Below are 15,094 nucleotides of genomic sequence, written 5' to 3' on the forward strand. Positions count from 1 at the left end.
GCTGGGCGACCGGCCTAGCCCCCGACGCGGGCCCCGGTGTCCTCCTGGGACGGCAGGGCCGCGGGCGTCCGGCGGGCGGCGTACGGCACCGGCAGCGGCAGCCCGCCCGTCTCCCCGAGGAAGACCCGGCGCACCACCCGCTCCGCGGCGTACCCGTCGTCGTACGGACAGAACCGGGCCCGGAACGCGGCCCGCAGCTGCGCCGAGCGGGAGCCCCGCCAGTGGTCCGTGGCGAAGACGTCGAACAGCTCGTCCTGACTCCGGGCCACGATGCCGGGCGGGAACGCGGTGATGTCGAAGTACGTGCCCCGGGCCGCCTCGTACGCCTCGATGTCGTCGAGGTGCAGCACCACCGGGCGGTCCAGGTTGACGTAGTCGAACATCAGCGACGCGTAGTCCGTGATCAGGGCGTCCGAGGCGAGCGCCAGCGTCTCCAGGGACCGGTGCGCGCTGACGTCGATGATCCGGGGATCCGGCGCACGGCGGACGCCCCCTGGGCCGGCCGGTAGGGGCGCCCGGGCCAGGACCACGAACCGCGGCCCCAGGACCGCAACCAGTCGCTCCAGATCCAGGGCGGGCCGCTGGACGCGCCGGTAGTCGCGGTGCGTCGGGGCGTACAGCAGGGCCGTGCTGCCCGCCGGGATCCCCAGCGTCTCGCGCAGCCGCGCCACATCGGCCGGGCCCGTGCGGTGGTACACGTCGTTGCGCGGCGAGCCGTATTCCAGCGTCGTGTACGCGGACGGGTAGGCCCGCTCCCGTACGAGGGTGGAGTGCGGGTTCGCCGAGAGGGAGAAGTCCCAGGTGTCGACCGAGCGCAGCAGCTGCTCGAAGTCGGTGCCCCGGGCGGCGGCGGGCCGGTCCAGCAGATCGGTGCCCACGGTCCGCAGCGGAGTCCCCTCGTGCGTCTGCAGCAGCACCTGGCCCCGCCGCTTGACCAGCCCCCGGTCGAAGGAGCCGTCGTTCACCAGGTACGCGGAACGGGCCAGCGCCGTCCAGTGGGCGAACGTGCCGGGCGCGAGGTGCCGGGTGCCGGTCGGCACGGTGTGGGCGTCGACCGGCCGGCAGATCCAGGCCGTCCGCACCCCCGGGACCAGCTCGCGGACCTTCGCCTCGATCGCCGCCGGGCTGCCCGTGTACCCCGCGCCGCCCCGGGCGGCGAACACCGCGTCCCGGGTGCGCAACGGCAGCCGCGACTGGATCCGGTAGTGCGCCCGCAGTGCCGCGCCCCGCACCGCCCGGCGCACGGCCGCCGAGCCCCGGCGCAGCCGGCCGCCCAGGCGCTGGGCCCCCGACAGGGCCCGGTAGGTGCGCCGCGCGCCGAGCCGCAGCAGGCCGTGCCGCAGCAGCGCGCGGCGGGGGACCGGGGCGCCGGGGGTGTGATAGCGGCGGCAGGACGCGGTCGCCCGGCGGAAGAACGCGGCGCGGCTGTGGAGCGGCAGCCGGTCCCGGGAGGCGAACAGCGCCGAGAAGTGGTCCAGCATCCGCCGGAACATCACCGGCCGCCACACGGCGAGTTCGGGGCGGGAGTCGATGAACGCGAAGACCCGGTCGTACTGGTCGAAGACGTCGAAGTGCTTCTCGCTGGTGGTGGAGAGGATGTTGCCGCGCCGCCGCTGCCGGTAGGACACGCAGACCGCGTCCAGGACCGCGATCGACCCGGCCGACATCAGCACCGGGTAGGTCCAGGGGGTGTCCTCGTAGTAGCCGGGCGGGAAGGTGAACCCCTCGGCCTCGACGAACGCGCGGCGGTACGCCTTGTTCCAGACGACCATGAGGAGTTGCAGCAGCTCGGGGCGGTCGGTGAGCCGGAAACGGGCCGGCCCTGCCTCGTCGAGGTGGGCGGCCAGGACGTTGCGGACGCTGCGGCCCGTCCAGTACGTACGGGCGTAGTCGTACATCAGGACGTCGGGCTCGCCGGTCGCGTCGATCCGGTCGGCGATGATCCGGAGCGCGTCCGGCAGCAGGGTGTCGTCGCCGTCGAGGAAGATCAGGTAGTCGCCGCCGGCCCGGCCCATCCCGGCGTTGCGGGCCGGTCCCAGTCCGATGTTGCGGGGCAGGTGCAGTGCGGTGACGCGGGGGTCCCGGCGGGCGTACTCGTCGGCGATCGGTCCGCAGGCGTCGGGGGAGCAGTCGTCGACCACGATGATCTCGTAGTCCTTGAAGGACTGGGTCAGCACGGAATCCAGACACGCGTGCAGATACGCCTGGACCCGGAATGCGGGCACGATGATGGTGAACCGGGGCACTACACATCCATGGGTCGTTCGCGGGAACCAGGTGGCCCGCAAACGTCGGATGGAATGACAGGGTTACGCCGGACGTGGCATTCGGGGGATGTGCACACCGAAGCGGCCCGGTTCCGGGGAACCGGGCCGCTCGGTGTTGACGTACAGCCGTACGCCTTCGGTCGTACGCCTTCGAGGTTCACGGCCCTGCCGCGGCGGCTACTTGACCGCGCCCGCCATCACGCCGGAGACGAACTGCCGCTGGAAGGCGAAGAACACCGCCAGCGGGATCACCATCGACACGAACGCGCCGGGCGCGAGCACGTCGATGTTGTTGCCGAACTGGCGTACCTGCTGCTGGAGCGCCACGGTGATCGGCGGCGACTCGGAGTCGGCGAAGATCAGCGCGACCAGCATGTCGTTCCACACCCACAGGAACTGGAAGATCCCGAGCGAGGCTATCGCCGGACCGCCCAGCGGCATCACGACCCGGGTGAAGAGCCGGATCTCGCCGGCCCCGTCGAGCCGGGCGGCCTCCAGCAGCTCGCGGGGGATCTCCGCGAAGAAGTTCCGCAGCAGGAAGATCGCGAACGGCAGGCCGAACGCCGTGTGGAAGAGCACCACCCCGAGCGTCGTCTCGAAGATCCCGATGGTGCCGAAGAGCTCGGACACCGGGATCAGCGCGACCTGCACCGGCACCACCAGCAATCCGACGACCAGCAGGAACCACCAGTCCCGGCCGGGGAACTCCATCCACGCGAAGGCGTATCCGGCCAGTGACCCGATCACCACCACCAGCACCGTGGAGGGCACGGTGATCATGATCGTGCTGAGGAGCGAGCCGGTGATCGTCGAATTGTCCAGCAGTCGCTGGTAGTTGTCGAAGGTCATCTCGGACGGGGCGGTGAAGATCTTCCACCAGCCGGTCGCCGCGATGTCCTGCGGCCCGCGCAGCGAGGACAGCAGCAGGCCGATCGTGGGCATCAGCCAGAACAGGGCGACCAGGATCAGGAAGACCCGCATCACCCCGCCGCCGGCGCGGGCGGCGATCCGGGCGCCGAGGGACTGCTTGGCCTGCTTCGCCTTGAGAGATGATTCGGTCGCGCTCATCGGCGTCCCTCCTTCCGGATCCTTCGAATGTTGAACAGCATCACCGGGATCACCAGCAGCAGCAGGAGCACCGCGATCGCGCTCCCGATCCCCAGGTCCGCGTCCGTGCCGAACGAGGACCGGTACAGCTGGAGCGCCAGCACGTTCGCGTCGTCCTGGGAGGAGCCCGGCGCGATGATGAACACCAGGTCGAAGACCTTGAGCACATTGATCATCAGCGTCACCAGGACCACCGCCAGCACCGGCGCCAGCATGGGCACCGTGATCCGGCGGAACACCTGCCACTCGTTGGCGCCGTCCACCCGGGCCGCCTCCAGCAGCTCGCGCGGCAGACCGGCCAGTCCGGCGGCGATCAGCACCATCGCGAACCCGGCCCACATCCACACGTAACTGCCGATGATCCCGGGCGTCACCAGGGACGGCCCGAGCCAGTCGACGCCGTTGTACGGCTCGCGGAAGTTGTCGGCGGGCAGACGCAGTTGGGCCCCGTCCGCCGAGGCCGGCAGGGTGAACACGCCGTCCGGTCCGGCCGTGGCCGTGGCGATGACCCTGCCGTCCTTCACCGCCTCGACCGTGAGGCCCTTCAGGCCCACCTCCTTCGGGTCGACGGCATTCGGCTTTCCGCCGCCGCCCCGGGTGAAGTCCAGCCAGGCCGTGCCGGAGATCTTCTCCCCGTCCCCGGAAACCGCCGGGGCCTCCTTCGCCGGACGTGCGTCGCCGGGCATCTTCGCCGGGGCCACGCCCACCAGCGGAACCCGCAACGGCTGGCCCGCCCGGATCGGTTCCTTGGACACGAACGCCCCGCCGTCGCCCTTCTCCAGCGGGTGCACGGGCAGCGGGCGGGCCTTCGGGAAGCCGGAGGACTGGTTGAACGTGTCGTGCACGCCCACCGCCACCGCGTTGGCGACACCACGCTCGGGAGCCTGGTCGTACACCAGCCGGAAGATGATGCCCGCCGCCAGCATCGAGATCGCCATCGGCATGAAGACGATCAGCTTGAACGCGGTGCCCCAGCGGATCCGCTCGGTCAGCACCGCGAAGATCAGCCCGAGCGCGGTGGCGACCGTCGGGGCGAAGACCACCCAGATCGCGTTGTTCTTCACCGCCGTGAGGATCGTGGCATCGGTGAACAGGGCCGTGTAGTTGTCGATCCCGGCGAAGCCCGTACCGGCCTGGTCGAAGAACGACCGGTAGACCGAGTAGCCGATCGGATAGAGCACCAGAGCGCCGAGCAGCACCAGCGCGGGCAGCAGGAACGCCGCCGCGATGATCCTGCGGGTGCCGGTGACGCTCCGGCGGGACTTCCCCGGATCCGGGGGCGGGGACGGGCGCGGAGTCGTGTCGTCTGCGGGGGGCGCCGCACCGGCGCCCCCCGCGGTCGCTGTCGTCACCGCGTCAGCTCTTGTACGCCTTGACCGCTTCGGACTCCAGCTGTTCCTGGGTCCCCGCGATGTCCTTCGGGTTCTTCAGGAAGTCCTGGAGGATCTTCCACTCACCCTTCCCGGGCGTCCCGCCGAACGACTGCGGGGCCTGGTCGGACATGTCGAACCGGACGTCGTCCCCCGCGTCTATCAGCGCCTGGGCCATCGTGCGCTGCACGTCGTTCGGGTACGCCTTCAGGTCCAGGCCCTTGTTCGGGGAGATGAACCCGCCCGCCTCGGCCCAGATCTTCGCCGCGTCGGACGAGGCCAGCCAGGTCAGCAGCGCCTGCGCGCCCTTGGTGTCCTTCAGCGCCACCGCCGCGTCGCCGCCGGTCACCACCGGGGAGTCCGCGCCGACCGCCGGGAACGGGAACACCTTGGCGTCCGTGCCGATCTTCGCCTCGGTCTGCGCGATGTTGATGGAGACGAAGTCGCCCTCGAACACCATCGCGCCCTTGGGCTGGTCGCCCCCGGTGAAGGTCTGGGTCACCGAGGCCGGGAACTCCGTCTGGAGCGCCCCGTCCGCGCCGCCCGCGATCAGCTCCGGCTTCCCGAACAGCCCGGCCAGCGTGGTCAGCGCGTCCTTGACGGACGGATCGGTCCACGGGATCTCGTGCTTCGCCAGCTGGTCGTACTTCTCCGGACCCGCCTGGGAGAGGTAGACGTTCTCGAACCAGTCGGTCAGGGTCCAGCCGTCCGCGCCGCCCACCGAGACCGGCGTGACGCCGGAGGCGGAGATGGTCTCCGCGGTCGTCAGGAAGTCCTTCCAGGTCTTCGGCTCGCTCGCCCCCGCGTTGTCGAACGCGGCGGCGTTGTACCAGATCAGGGACTTGTTGGCGGCCTTGAAGTACACGCCGTACTGGGTGCCGTCCACCGCGCCGAGGTCCTGCCAGACCTTGGCGTAGTTCTTGTCGAGCTGGGCCTTCGCCTCGGCGCCGACCGGCTTGGCCCACTTCTTCGCGGCCGCCTGCTGGATGGCGCCGACCTGCGGGATCATCGCCACGTCCGGCGGCTGCTTGCCCGCGATCTTCGTGCCCAGGAAGTTGATGATCGGGTCCTGCGCGGGGACGAACGTGACGCTCGCGCCCGTGCGCTTCTCGAACTCGTCCAGCACCTTGGTGAAGTTGGCCTGCTCGGGTCCGGTCCAGACCGCGGCGACCGAGATGTTCTCCCCGTCCAGCTTCGGCAGGTCGACCGTGGACGCGCTGTCCGTGCCCTTGCCGGAGCCGTCTCCCGTCTTCTTCTTGCCATCGCCATCGCCCCCGCAGCCGGTGAGCGCCAGAGCGCCGACCGCCGCGAACACGAGTGCGGTCCTGCTTATCGAGAAGGTTGTGCGCATTCCTGCCCCGTCTCTTCCGTACGCGCCCGGTCATGTGCGCATGCCGGACTACGTCCTCCGTGCGCACAGTCCTACGCCCGGCGCACGGGCCCCGCAATACCGTCGGAGGGCCCAACAGGCCTATCGTGATCGGCTCGTGACGTCATGTCAGTGCATGTCGGGAGCCTGTCCGGGCAGGGGCAGAGGCGGGTCGTGCCGGTGGCGGCGGCGGGGGCGGTACGGGTCACGCCGGTGGCGACGGCAGGGGCGGTATCGGGTCGTGCCGGTGGCGACGGCAGGGCCGGGGCCGGGTCGTGCCGGTGGCCGCGTCAGGGCCGGGGCCGGGTCGTGCCGGTGGCCGCGTCAGGCCGTGAACGGCACCAGTGCGGGCAGCCGCTCGGCATTCACGGAACGGGCCGCGCGCTCCAGCGCACTGGCGAGCAGCGCCAGGTCCGTCGGACCGTTGCCCAGCTCGCGGACCGGGCGCCGGGTCGGCGGATCGCCCATCCGCTCCCACTCCAGCGGGACGACGGTGGGCCGCAGCGTCGCCGTACGCGGGATGCGGCCGGTGACCCGGCCCCCCTGGAACGGCGTCACCCGGCCGTCCGGATGCCCCAGCCTGCCCCGGCCGGGGGCCGGTTCGTCCGGGGACGGCGGCAGCACCGGGGCGTCCAGCACGATGCGCAGCCGGGCGCCGCGGGCCAGCTCGGTGTCCTCGGTACGGTCGGGGCGCGCGGACGTGGCGACCAGGTGCACCCCGAGCCGTCCGCCGTCCCGGGCCACGGCCTCCAGCGCCCGCACCACCGAACCGGCGGCCGGCCGGCCGGGGCTGCCGAGCGCCGGGGCGACCAGCGCGTCGAAGTCGTCGGCGAGGACGACGAGCCGGGGCAGCGGGGAGGGGCCGGGGTCCGCGGACCGGGCGGCGGGCCGCAGCCGCAGGGTGCCGCTGGCCGGGGAGTCCAGGTCGCCCCGCCGCTCGGCGCCGCTCGGCGGCCGCTGGCCCACGATGCGGGGGGAGGGGTCCTGCTGGGCGTACCGTCCGTGCCAGGCGGCGAAGTCCAGGTCGCCGAGCAGCTCGGCGCGCCGCTTCAGCTCGCCGCCCAGGGCCTGCGCGAACTCCCGCATCCGGACCGGGTCGGACGCCACGAGGTGCGTGAAGACGTGCGGCAGCTCCGTACAGGGGAGCAGGCCCTCACCGCGCTCCCCCTGCTCGCCGCCGGCGCCGTCGACGAGCAGGATGCCGAGCCGGTCGGGCCGGGCCGCGGAGGCGAGCGAGGCGGCGACGGCCCGGAGCAGCTCGGTGCGGCCGCTGCCCGGGGGCCCTTCGATCAGCAGGTGCGGGCCCTCGTCGGCGAGATCGACGCTGAGGGGGCCCCGGGGGCCCGCCCCGAGCACGAGGACCGGCCGGCCGGTGTGCACGGCGGGCCGGTCCGCGGCCCCGTCGCCCCGCTCCCCGGCCGCGGAGGCCTGGCCCGATCCGGAACGCTGGGCGCCCAGGATGGGCGTGCGCTCGGAGTCGCGGGTGTCCAGCGGTGGGTACGGGGTGCGGTCCGGGTCGGGGGCGCCCGCCACCGGGTACGGGGTGCGGCCGGAATCCCGGTGCGGGGAGGGGGTCGCGGTGCGCTGGGGGCCGACGCGGGGACCCGCGCTGAGGGTGCGCCCGGAATTGTGGCTGTCCAGCTCCTGGCGGGGCGGGGGAGCCGCGGCCCGGGGTGCCGACGCGCCCGGCTGGGCCTCCGCCGTGGACGCCCAGCGGGCCATCAGCGAGGCTGGAGTGGCGCGGGCCAGGCCCAGCTCGTCCAGGAGTCGGGCGGACGGCGGCAGGGCCGCGGTCGTCGGGCGGCCCGCCAGCGCGGCCGAGCCCTCCTCGCGCAGCGGTGCCAGGGCCCGCCCGAACCGCTCGGCCCAGGCCGCCGACACCGCGTCCACCGCGGCCACCGTCCCGTGCCCCGCGGCCTGTCCGCCCGCCGTACGCAGCAGGCGCAACGCCGTGGCGACGTCCCCGCTCAGCATCGCGACCGCCCCGCACTCCCGGAAGGCGATGGAGGCCCGGCAGGCGGCCTCGTACGTCGCGGACACCGGGGAGGTGGGGGAGGCGGCCGGGGTCTCGGCCAGGCAGATCAGATGGATCCCGGCCGCCGCGCCCGCCCCGGCCAGCCGCGCCGTGGTCTCGCGCAGCATCGCCGTACCGGGGTCGCCGTCCAGGACGACCACCGTGTGCGGACCCGTGTGGGCGCGGGCCGCCTCGGCCACCGAGGCCCGGTCCAGATGCGGCCAGTCGGGCCCGAGGGGCCCCTCGTCGAGGCGGCGCACCAGCTCGGCCGTACGGGCGGCCGCCTGCTCTCGGTCGTACGCGAGGAGCAGCCGGCAGTCCTGCCCGTGCGTCGGGCGCAGATGCGGCAGCCACCCCAGCCAGGACCACTCGCGCCGCCGTTCCTCCAGCGGGCGGGAGCGGTCCGTGCTGATGAGGACGATCTCCAGGTCGAACGGGGAGTGCAGCGCGGCGAGCTGCGCCACCGTCGCGCGGGCCAGCCCCGCCAGCCGGGCGCGCGGACCGGCCAGCCCCAGCGAACCGGCCTCCCGCAGCCCCACGGTCACCGGCACGGCGGGCACCTCGGCCCGGTCGGTCGTGCCGAGCCGCACCACCAGCGCCTCCGGGTGCTCCGGGTGGCGCTCCCAGAGGCGGGTACCGGGGCCGAGCGCGGTCAGCAGCACGGCCGCCGGATCCGGCCAGGTGCCCTCGGGGGCGGAGGGCAGCGCGGAGAAGGGGGAGCCGGGGGAGGCCGGGGAGGCGAGATGCCCGGCCCCCGACGGACCGCCGGAGGGGTCGGGAGAGCCGGCCGGGGAGCCGTAGGAGCCGTACGCCTCTGCCCCGTACGCCTCCGCCCCGCGCGTCCCTGATCCGTAGGCTCCGGGTCCGTACGCCGATGATCCGTGGGCCGCCGGGGCGCCGTGGGTGCGGGAGGCGCCGTACGCGTCCGGGCCGGCAAAGGGCCCGGACCTGCCGGCCACCGTCTCCGCGCCCGTCGCCTGCTCGCCCTTCGCGCCGCCCTTGAGCCGCCTCGCCCAGGCCCCTATGCCGCGCCGGGGCGCCGGGGCGCCGGCGAACTCCCCGCGGGGGTGGCCGCCGTGTCCCGCGTGCGCGCCGGGCCCGGCCTCGGCCTGCTCCGGCCAGGAGGCCTCCTCGGGGGAGGGCGCCGTGGAACAGGCGGAAGCGGATACGGATGCGGAAGGGGAGGGAGGGTGCGGGGAGGCCGGTGCGCCGTACGCGTGGCCCTGGCCGCCGTGGTCGGGGGTGCGCGCTCCGAAGGGCGCACCGGTGCCGTGGCCCGGGGCGGAGGCCCCCGTCTCGGCGCGGCTCACCCGCAGGTGCCCCTCACCGTCCGGGGCGGTCGGCAGAGTCGCCGGACGGGAGCCCGCCGTGAGGCGGAGGGCGGACTCGCCGAGCCGCAGCAGGGCGCCGGGCGGGAGGCGGACCGGCCGCTCGTGCACCTCGACGCCGTCCAGCGAGGTGCCGTTCGTCGAACCGAGGTCGGCGACCGATACCCGGCCGTCGTCGGCGACCGTCACCGCGCAGTGCAGCCGGGAGACGTCCGGGTCGTCGAGCGGGACGTCCGCGTCGGCGGAGCGGCCGATCCGGATCTGCCCGCCGTGCAGCAGATGGACCCCGCCCGCGTCCGGCCCCGCCACCACGTGGAGCTGGGCCGGCACGGGGTCGTCCGTGGCCTCGTCGTCGCCGGGGACCTGGAGCGAGAGGACCGCGCCGTCCACCAGGGGCGGTTCGCCCAGGGCGATGCGGTGCCCGTCGAGCCGCTCCCGTCCGGCGAAGAGCACGATCGCCCCGCCGCCCTGGGAGCTCTCGGGCCCCGACACGGCGGAGGCCAGCTGGGAGGCGACGGCGGCCAGCGCCGTCCCGGCGGGGGCGGTGACGAGCACGTCGCAGGTGCGCGCCGGGGTGTGGCCGCTGCGCGGCGCGAGGACGGTCAGCCGGATCTGCATCGCCGTCAGCGGTCCCTTCTGCGCGGGGTGCCCGGCAGGGGAAACGCCCTGTGATTCCCCCCGCCCGGCACGGACACGTCGTCCGTACAGGTCGTCACGCACCGCGAGACTCCGACCTCGCAGATCCGTGCTGGAGGCATCCTCGCACCTGCCACTGACAACACGCCCGGCGGTCACCTTTAAATGATCTTGAATGGTCGGCTGTGGGCGCAAAAGTGCCTGCTTGCGTCCGGATCCCGACGCTGGGAACGGTGTTCCGGCAGTTATCCGCCGCTTGCCGGGCGGAAACCCGCACCCGTGGCCGAACGTCTGACCGGCCCTTGGGCGGCTGTGCGGCAACCGTCCGCCCGGTCTGCGCGTCCTCCCTCGAAACGTGAGCCCCCGGTGCCCCGTTCGGCGGCACTACAGTGGGCCGGAACATCGGGGCCCCCAGGGGACCGCAAGCACCACGATCAGCAGGGAGCGCATGACGTGCGGCCGGTAGGCAGCAAGTACCTGCTCGAGGAGCCGCTCGGACGCGGCGCCACGGGCACCGTCTGGCGAGCCCGCCAGCGGGAGACCGCGGGCGCCGAGGCAGCCGTCGCGGGTCAGCCGGGCGAGACCGTGGCCATCAAGGTCCTCAAGGAGGAGCTGGCCAACGACGCCGATGTCGTGATGCGGTTCCTGCGGGAGCGCTCCGTCCTGCTGCGGCTCACGCACCCGAACATCGTGCGCACCCGGGACCTCGTCGTCGAGGGCGATCTCCTCGCCCTGGTGATGGATCTGATCGACGGCCCCGACCTGCACCGCTACCTCTGCGAGGACGGCCCGCTCACCCCGGTCGCCGCCGCGCTGCTCACCGCGCAGATCGCGGACGCGCTCGCCGCCAGCCACGCCGACGGCGTCGTCCACCGCGACCTCAAGCCCGCCAACGTGCTGCTCGACGAGCGCGACGGCCAGATGCACCCGATGCTCACCGACTTCGGCATCGCGCGGCTGGCCGACTCCCCGGGCCTGACCCGGACCCACGAGTTCGTCGGAACGCCCGCCTACGTGGCGCCGGAGTCCGCCGAGGGCCGCCCGCAGACCTCCGCCGTCGACATCTACGGCGCGGGCATCCTGCTGTACGAGCTGGTCACCGGCCGCCCGCCGTTCGCCGGGGGCACCGCCCTCGAAGTCCTGCACCGGCACCTCAGCGAGGAGCCCCGCCGGCCCTCCACCGTCCCCGCACCGCTGTGGACGGTCATGGAGCGCTGCCTGAGCAAGGACCCGGAGCGTCGGCCCAGCGCCGAGAACCTGGCCCGCGGTCTGCGTACGGTCGCCGCGGGCATCGGCGTGCACGCGAACTCCGCCCAGATCGCCGCCGCCGACGGGGTGGGCGCCCTGCTCGCCCCCGACCCGGCGCCCACGGCCGTCCCGGAGACCCCGGGCGCGGCCGACCCCACGCAGGTGCTGCCGGGCAACGCGGGCTCCTTCGACCCCGCCGCGGCCACCAGCGTGCTCCCGCAGACCGGCCCCGGGGGCCAGGGCGGCCCGGGCCAGGGTCCTGGCCACGCCGACCCGACCGCCGTCATGCCGCCCGTACCGCAGCGCCCCGACGGGCCGCCGCAGCCGGACGGCCCGCACCCGTGGCAGTCGCAGCTCCAGGCGGCCCGCGACCGCAACGAGCAGACCCAGGTCCAGTACCTCGACCCGAGCCAGGACCCGCTGCGCCGCCGGCCGCAGCGCCAGGGGCCGCCGCAGCACCAGCAGCAGCCGCCCCAGCGCCGCCAGCCGCCCCCGCAGCACCAGCAGTACCCGCCGCAGCATCAGCAGCAGCAACCCCAGCGGCAGCAGTACGCGCCTCCGCAGCAGCCCCAGCGGCAGCAGTACGCGCCCCCGCAGCCGCAGCAGCCCCAGCAGCCCGCCGCGCGCCCGCCGCGCGAGCCGCGTCCGCCGAGGCAGCGCGGCGCCAACCCGATGCGCATCCCCGGACTCGGCTGCCTCAAGGGCTGCCTGTTCACCGTGGTGCTCCTGGTCATCGCCGGCTGGCTCATCTGGGAGCTCACCCCGCTCCAGGACTGGGTCGCCCAGGGCAAGGGCTACTGGGAGGCGATCGGCGACGCGATCGGCACGGTCACCGACTGGATCTCCAGCGTCGGCGACAGCGCCGGCGGCTCGGGCGGAGCCTGACCCGCAACGGTGGAGAACCCGCCCCGGCCCGCTCCGGGCCGAGGTCTCGCCCCCGTAACTCTGTCCCTTTGTCGACTTCCCCGGGCCTTTTTGGCCCGGAGAAGTGAAGGTCGGTGCCATCCCAGGCACGTGACACCCCGAACGCCGCGTAACTTTGTCGGCCGGGGGTCCACCGCCAGCCGCTGAGGGAGCAGTCTTGGCACGGAATATCGGCAGCCGGTACACGGCCCACCAGATCCTGGGGCGCGGCAGCGCCGGCACGGTATGGCTCGGCGAAGGGCCCGAGGGCCCGGTCGCCATCAAGCTGCTCCGTGAGGACCTCGCGTCCGACCAGGAGCTCGTGGGCCGCTTCGTGCAGGAGCGCACCGCCCTGCTCGGACTCGACCACCCGCACGTGGTCGCCGTCCGGGACCTCGTCGTGGACGGCAACGACCTGGCCCTGGTCATGACGCTCGTACGCGGCACCGACCTGCGCACCCGCCTGGACCGCGAGCGCCGCCTCGCCCCCGAGGCCGCCGTCGCGATCATCGCGGACGTCGCCGACGGGCTGGCCGCCGCGCACAAGGCCCAGGTCGTCCACCGGGACGTCAAGCCCGAGAACATCCTGCTCGACATGGAGGGCCCGCTCGGCCCCGGCGGCTCCCACCCCGCCCTGCTCACCGACTTCGGCGTCGCCAAGCTGATCGACACCCCGCGCCGCACCAAGGCCACGAAGATCATCGGTACGCCGGACTACCTGGCACCCGAGATCGTCGAGGGCCTCCCGCCGCGCGCCGCCGTCGACATCTACGCCCTGGCCACCGTGCTCTACGAGCTGCTCGCCGGATTCACGCCCTTCGGCGGCGGCCACCCCGGCGCGGTCCTGCGCCGGCACGTCACCGAGACCGTCGTCCCGCTCCCCGGCATCCCCGAGGAGCTCTGGCAGCTCCTCGTCCAGTGCCTGGCCAAGGCCCCCGCCTCCCGGCTGCGGGCCTCGGAGCTCGCCGTACGGCTGCGCGACCTGCTGCCCCTGCTGGCGGGCATACCGCCGCTGGAGGTGGACGAGCCGGACGCCGGGGAGAGCGACCCGCAGTCCCCCGCCTACGACGAGCAGCAGTACACCCCGGCCGCCGAGGAGCCCCGCCGCCGCGGGGCGGTCCCGCTGGTGCCCGGCTCCGCCCCCGACTCCAACCGGGACACCCACACGAGCATGCGCGTCCCGGCCCCGGACGAGCTGGCGGGCGGCCCCCTCGGCACGGCCCGCGCCCCCCGCGCCCCGGGCAGGCCCCGGCCCGGCTCCGCCCGCAACAAGGCGGCGGCCGTCCGCAAGCGCCGCCTCACCCTCGGTGTCGCCGCCGTCGCCCTCTGCGCGGCCATCGCGGTCGGCGGCTGGCTGGCCACCGGCGGCGGGGACGGCGATCCGGTCCCCCAGGACAGCGAGAACTCGGCCCCGGCGACCCCGTAACAGAGCCGCTGAAAGCCCTCGCGGCGGTACGTCGAGAACCCTCGCCCGGACACCGGAGCGGCATCCGGTTTCGCGGGCGAGGGCAAGCTTCATCCGTCCAGCCGTTACGCTGGACCCGTGGCAGTCGTCGATATTTCCGAAGAGCTGAAGTCCCTCTCCTCGACCATGGGGTCGATCGAGGCCGTCCTGGACCTGGATGCGCTGAGGGCGGACATCGCCGCGCTCGAGGAGCAGGCTGCGGCGCCGTCCCTGTGGGACGACCCGGAGGCGGCCCAGAAGATCACCAGCAAGCTTTCCCACCTCCAGGCCGAGGTCCGCAAGGCCGAGACCCTGCGCGGTCGCATCGACGACCTCGAAGTCCTCTTCGAGCTCGCCGCCGACGAGGCCGACGCCGACGCCCAGGCGGAGGCCGAGACCGAGCTGGAGTCGGTGAAGAAGGCGCTGGACGAGATGGAGGTCCGCACCCTCCTCTCCGGCGAGTACGACGCGCGCGAGGCCCTGGTGACCATCCGGGCCGAGGCCGGCGGCGTCGACGCCGCGGACTTCGCCGAGAAGCTCCAGCGCATGTACATCCGCTGGGCCGAGCGGCACAACTACAAGACCGAGGTCTACGAGACCGCCTATGCCGAAGAGGCCGGCATCAAGTCGACCACCTTCGCCGTCCAGGTCCCGTACGCCTACGGCACGCTCTCGGTCGAGCAGGGCACCCACCGCCTGGTCCGCATCTCGCCGTTCGACAACCAGGGCCGCCGCCAGACGTCCTTCGCGGGCGTCGAGGTGCTCCCGGTCGTCGAGCAGACCGACCACATCGAGATCGACGAGTCCGAGCTGCGCGTGGACGTGTACCGCTCCTCGGGCCCCGGCGGACAGGGCGTCAACACCACGGACTCCGCGGTCCGTCTGACCCACCTGCCCACCGGCATCGTCGTCTCCTGTCAGAACGAGCGCTCGCAGATCCAGAACAAGGCGTCCGCGATGAACGTCCTCCAGGCGAAGCTCCTCGAGCGCCGCCGCCAGGAGGAGCAGGCGAAGATGAACGCGCTCAAGGGCGACGGCGGCAACTCCTGGGGCAACCAGATGCGTTCGTACGTCCTGCACCCGTACCAGATGGTCAAGGACCTGCGTACGGAGTTCGAGATGGGCAACCCCGAAGCGGTCTTCAACGGCGAGATCGACGGCTTCGTCGAAGCGGGTATCCGCTGGCGCAAGCAGCGCGAGAAGTAGCTTCGGCGGTACGGAGGTTGGGCCCGGACAGGTGACTGTCCGGGCCCGTCCGCGTTGCGGAGGATCTGTGCCCGATGCGTCACAGTCGGGCTTCCGATTAGCCGTCAAGAACCCCCATATCGGTGCCTAGTGCACGGAACGGCCTTGACGTAGTCCTCAACTCTGGCCAGGGTGCTAGAGCAGCATGCGTATGTCTGGGACG

Annotated in this window: 8 protein-coding genes; 3 read left to right on the forward strand and 5 right to left on the reverse strand. The window is 73.5% G+C overall.

Going from position 1 to position 15,094, the window contains the following annotated elements:
• Positions 1–14: 14 nt before the first annotated feature.
• The 5 genes from IG90_RS0125650 to IG90_RS0125670 form a co-directional block, all read right to left on the reverse strand.
• Positions 15–2,246: a bifunctional glycosyltransferase/CDP-glycerol:glycerophosphate glycerophosphotransferase gene (locus IG90_RS0125650; protein ID WP_030589112.1), complete on the reverse strand. Its 2,232-nt coding sequence runs from the start codon at positions 2,244–2,246 to the stop codon at positions 15–17.
• Between the two features lie 198 nt (positions 2,247–2,444).
• A complete protein-coding gene (locus IG90_RS0125655) occupies positions 2,445–3,335 on the reverse strand; it encodes a carbohydrate ABC transporter permease (RefSeq protein WP_030589115.1) in 891 nt (296 codons plus the stop codon).
• A complete protein-coding gene (locus IG90_RS0125660) occupies positions 3,332–4,726 on the reverse strand; it encodes a carbohydrate ABC transporter permease (protein WP_030589119.1) in 1,395 nt (464 codons plus the stop codon). Before IG90_RS0125660 ends, IG90_RS0125655 begins: the two co-directional genes overlap by 4 nt.
• Positions 4,727–4,730: 4 nt before the next feature.
• Positions 4,731–6,095: an ABC transporter substrate-binding protein gene (locus tag IG90_RS0125665; protein WP_030589123.1), complete on the reverse strand. Its 1,365-nt coding sequence runs from the start codon at positions 6,093–6,095 to the stop codon at positions 4,731–4,733.
• A 342-nt stretch (positions 6,096–6,437) separates the two neighbouring features.
• On the reverse strand, positions 6,438–10,073 hold the full coding sequence (locus IG90_RS0125670; RefSeq protein WP_030589126.1) for an FHA domain-containing protein: 3,636 nt from the start codon (positions 10,071–10,073) through the stop codon (positions 6,438–6,440).
• 471 nt (positions 10,074–10,544) lie between these two features.
• Here IG90_RS0125670 and IG90_RS0125675 point away from each other — a divergent pair, with 471 nt between their 5' ends.
• The 3 genes from IG90_RS0125675 (at position 10,545) to prfB (ending at position 14,892) form a co-directional block, all read left to right on the forward strand.
• Positions 10,545–12,224, forward strand: coding sequence for a serine/threonine-protein kinase (locus tag IG90_RS0125675; protein ID WP_030589131.1), 1,680 nt, complete (start codon positions 10,545–10,547; stop codon positions 12,222–12,224).
• Positions 12,225–12,420: 196 nt separating this feature from the next.
• Entirely contained in the window at positions 12,421–13,668 is a 1,248-nt protein-coding gene (locus IG90_RS0125680; protein WP_030589134.1) for a serine/threonine-protein kinase, read from the forward strand.
• Positions 13,669–13,785: 117 nt separating this feature from the next.
• On the forward strand, positions 13,786–14,892 hold the full coding sequence (gene prfB / locus IG90_RS0125685) for a peptide chain release factor 2 (RefSeq protein ID WP_030589137.1): 1,107 nt from the start codon (positions 13,786–13,788) through the stop codon (positions 14,890–14,892).
• Positions 14,893–15,094: the final 202 nt, after the last annotated feature.

The organism is Streptomyces anulatus, from assembly GCF_000721175.1.
Lineage (GTDB): Bacteria > Actinomycetota > Actinomycetes > Streptomycetales > Streptomycetaceae > Streptomyces > Streptomyces anulatus_C.

Coding starts and splice junctions, on each gene's coding strand:
- IG90_RS0125655 (WP_030589115.1), bottom strand. CDS start 3,335: ATGAGCGCGACCGAATCATCTCTCAAGGCGAAGCAGGCCAAGCAGTCC.
- IG90_RS0125665 (WP_030589123.1), bottom strand. CDS start 6,095: ATGCGCACAACCTTCTCGATAAGCAGGACCGCACTCGTGTTCGCGGCG.
- IG90_RS0125670 (WP_030589126.1), bottom strand. CDS start 10,073: ATGCAGATCCGGCTGACCGTCCTCGCGCCGCGCAGCGGCCACACCCCG.